Source organism: Coprococcus sp. ART55/1, assembly GCF_000210595.1.
Lineage (GTDB): Bacteria > Bacillota > Clostridia > Lachnospirales > Lachnospiraceae > Coprococcus > Coprococcus aceti.
Genome location: NC_021018.1, coordinates 2,064,657 through 2,067,722 on the forward strand (window position 1 = coordinate 2,064,657; position 3,066 = coordinate 2,067,722).

Consider the following 3,066-nt stretch of genomic DNA (forward strand, 5'->3'; position numbering starts at 1 on the left):
TTCTATTTGCCACGGATAAGTTCAGAATGTGATAAGTATGGGAGAATAAACAAGTATAGTGGGAAAATTTAGAGGACGATTCGCGTTGAGACTGTGTATCAAAGTCCTTAGAATTGTATCAGGACAGGAAATAACTTAAGACAGGACCTGATCTGAGACAAGGAGGAGATATACACGATGACAGAGAGAGTTTACAGTATAAGTGAGGCAGCAGCCAAGGTTGAGGTTGAGTCACATGTGCTTAGGTATTGGGAGGAAGAGCTTGAGATCGATATCAAGAGAAATGACATGGGTCACAGGTGCTACAGTGAGAAGGATGTAAAGATACTTCAGAGGGTTAAGACTTTGAAGGATAAGGGGATACAGCTCAAGGCGATAAAGGATATGGTTCACAGAATGTATGAACTTCTTGACGAGGGAGAGAGCACAGAGGAAAAAAATGTGGATGATGCGGTGACGGAGCTTATCGCAGAGAGAGAAAATACAGAGAAGAAGACCATAGAAACCATAAGGGTGAGCAGCGATGTGGGGGATGATTCAAGAATAGTTGATTTCAAGATGGCACAATTCCAGAATATCATGGACAAGATAATCAGCAACTCCATAAAGGACAACCTTAAGGTGATAACACAGTCAGTGTCCGCTGCGGTGTCCGATGACGTGGTAAAACAGATGGATGTGCTGATGAAGGAGAAGGAGGATCAGGAGGAAGCGAGATACAGAAAGCTTGACGCCACCATAAGAGAACTTCAGCAGACCAGACAGGAGGTTGCGGCAACGGAGATAAAGAGGAAGAAAAAGGGCATTTTCAGAAGAAAACAGAGAGAGAGTTTATAAAAACTTCACACACTAACAATAGGGATTAATGCTATAATTAGCGCTAGTAAGATGGGAGTTAACACGAATGAAGATTACTAAGAAAGTTAAGATAGCGATAATTTTTATATGGATAGCAGCGATATTGTCCATGGTTATAGGTACGGCTATCATAGGGCGATATTTTATCACTGGAACTTATGGCCGTAATCACTCACTGCAGCTTTTATATTCGGAGGACGATCCGGTCAATGATGTGTACAAATCTCTGTCCACATTGCGTGAGGAAGTTATAAGCAAGGTGAAGAAGGATCCTTCATACTATACAACCCAGGATAATGCAGATGCCCTGGATGAAAAGAGCTCGGTATTAAATACTCATATAGCAGTGAAGAAGGGTGGAGAGTACATATATAGTTCCGTTGATCCTTTTTCTGAGAGCCTGAAGGAGCAGTTAAAGAGAAATGATAACAGTTCGAATATCAATGCGATAGATGGTGATTCGATTGATACCGGAAATAACAGTGATATAAAGGTTCAGGAATATCTCATAACCCAGCCGTCATTCTATCTGTGCAACCAGGTATCATATGTGCTGGATGGAAGTCAGGTAGATATTTACATGCTCACATACTATGGTAATTATATGGCGAAGTTCAGGGGAACCATCATGGGTTATTCCATACTGATGGTTCTAATGATGATGCTCCTGAGCGGTGTCGTGGCATTCCTTGTATACCAGCAGTTTGTGAATCCTCTTGTCAAGCTCAAGGAGGCAGCAGAGCGTATGGGCTCAGGCAACCTTGACGAGAAGATAGACTTTGGCGATAACAGAGTCGATGAGGTTGGTGAGCTCTGTGAGTCATTTGAGGATATGAGACAGAAACTGTCAGACTTTACCAAGGCGAAGATGAGATATGAGGAAGAGAACAGGCAGCTCATAAGCAATATATCACACGATCTCCGTACTCCTATCACGACCATCAAGGGTTATGTGGAGGGAATCATGGATGGAGTTGCAGATACCCCTGAGAAGCAGGAGAGATATCTGAAGATGATATACAGCAAGGCAAATGAGATGGACAGCCTCATCAATGAGCTTTCACTGTATACGAATATCAACAACAACGCCATACCATATGAGTTCCACAGGGTATCGGTGAAGGATTATTTTGATGACTGTATGGAGGAGGTATATACGACGCTCCTTTCCAAGAACATGACGCTCACATACAAGAACTATTGTGATGACGATGTGAAGGTCATAGTTGATCCTGACCAGCTCAAGAGGGTCATCAACAACATAATTACAAATGCCATCAAGTATACCGATAAGGAATATGGACAGATAGATATCAACATATATGACAATGACGCGGAGGTTAAGGTATCCATAAGCGACAATGGCCGTGGAATAGATTCAGAGAGCCTGCCTCATATATTTGACAGAATGTACAGAGCTGACAGCGCAAGACAGTCAAGAGGCGGAAGTGGTCTTGGACTTGCTATATGCAAGAAGATCGTTGAGGAGCACGGCGGCAACATATATGCCACAAGCCAGCTTGGTGTCGGAACAACGATAGTATTTACCCTGAAGAAGTATATTCCAAAGGTTGAGGAGATCGAGGGTGATACTTCTGACGCCAGCGGTGAACAGCAGGCAAATGTAAAAAAGGATACACAGAAAAAAGATGATCAGAGAAAAGACAATCAGAAAAAGGATGGTCAGAGAAAAGGATCATTGCAGATCATAAATTCACTAAAGAAAAGGAGAGATACAGATGAGTAAGATATTGATCATAGAAGATGAGCTTAGTATTGCAGAGCTTGAGAGAGATTATCTGGAGCTCAATGATTTCGAGGTAGAGATAGAGACAAATGGACTTAAGGGTCTTGAGAAGGCATTGGATGAGGAATACAGTCTTATCCTTCTGGATCTCATGCTCCCTGAGGTGGATGGATTTGAGATATGCCGACAGATAAGGGAGAAGAAGGATATTCCGATCATCATGGTAACAGCCAAGAAGAATGATATAGACAAGATCAGAGGTCTTGGTCTGGGAGTTGACGACTATGTCACAAAGCCATTCAGTCCAAGTGAGCTGGTGGCAAGAGTCAAGGCGCACATATCCAGATACGAGAGACTTGTTGGTTCAACGGCACTCAAGAATGACGTCATCGAGATCAGAGGTCTTAAGATAGACAAGACGGACAGAAGAGTGTATGTTGATAACGAGGAGAAGGTATTTA

General features: G+C 42.6%; 3 protein-coding genes. All 3 read left to right on the top strand.

All coding sequences use genetic code 11. The annotated features are described in order from the left end of the window. The first annotated feature begins 177 nt into the window (after window positions 1-177). A complete protein-coding gene (locus CCU_RS09335; RefSeq protein ID WP_015534443.1) occupies window positions 178-837 on the top strand; it encodes a helix-turn-helix domain-containing protein in 660 nt (219 codons plus the stop codon). A gap of 67 nt (window positions 838-904) precedes the next feature. After that, entirely contained in the window at window positions 905-2,605 is a 1,701-nt protein-coding gene (locus tag CCU_RS09340; protein ID WP_015534444.1) for a sensor histidine kinase, read from the top strand. Continuing rightward, the coding region (locus tag CCU_RS09345; protein ID WP_208896143.1) for a response regulator transcription factor at window positions 2,598-3,066 on the top strand (469 nt) is incomplete at its 3' end. The genes CCU_RS09340 and CCU_RS09345, both read left to right, overlap by 8 nt.

Excerpts from the sequence above, each read along its gene's own strand:
- CCU_RS09335 (WP_015534443.1), top strand. The coding sequence starts at position 178 with ATGACAGAGAGAGTTTACAGTATAAGTGAGGCAGCAGCCAAGGTTGAG.
- CCU_RS09340 (WP_015534444.1), top strand. The coding sequence starts at position 905 with ATGAAGATTACTAAGAAAGTTAAGATAGCGATAATTTTTATATGGATA.